1 protein-coding gene is annotated in these 646 nt (G+C 36.8%); it reads right to left on the bottom strand.

Translation table 11 applies throughout. The features are described 5' to 3' along the window. On the bottom strand, nt 1-646 hold a 646-nt coding region (locus tag BBH99_RS22445; protein WP_066696292.1), incomplete at both ends, for a hypothetical protein.

A 646-nucleotide genomic window follows, 5' to 3' on the forward strand; every position in this document is an offset into this window, starting at 1 on the left:
ACGAAGCCCTAGAAGATGATAATAGGCCCCCAGAACATTATATCCTTCCGTATCTCCAAGATCGATTATTTTTTTGGAAAGCTCTATCAGTTCCGGATGGGGTTTCAGCTTTTTATCTTTAAGTTTTTCAAGATCACCGAAAAAACCGGGAGTATATTCCATCATCTTTAGCCCGAAAGCATTGAGACAAGCTTTAGCTAATCCTTGATTACAAAAGTCTTCACTAATCCTGGTATAGTCATTTGTATTTGAAAATAAGGCATCCAATCCAGACATATTTTTCGTCTTATCATAATACCCCGCCAATAAAGCAGCTCTTTTCTGGGCTTCTGCGGGATTTACCCTGTTATTCACTTCAGTACTGTCTTTTTTACGAATCCAAACTCCATTTTTCACCCAGTCTGAAACACCGATTAACCTATCTTTTTTAATTTTGAAAACAAATACATCTTTGTCCGGAATAACTATCAAGCTGTCATTTCTGGTAAAGTAATAACTGCTTTTAAACCCGTCCACTATTTTACCATTTCCATCAAAATTAAAGCTCTTATAAAAAGTTTCATTTCCCTGTTCTTCAAAATATCCCTGCAATGCATTATCTGCTTTCTGGGCCAACGTACTGCCGGCTATAAAAACTGCAGATATG

Origin of the sequence: Chryseobacterium contaminans, from assembly GCF_001684955.1 — a bacterium.
GTDB classification, from domain to species: Bacteria; Bacteroidota; Bacteroidia; order Flavobacteriales; family Weeksellaceae; genus Chryseobacterium; species Chryseobacterium contaminans.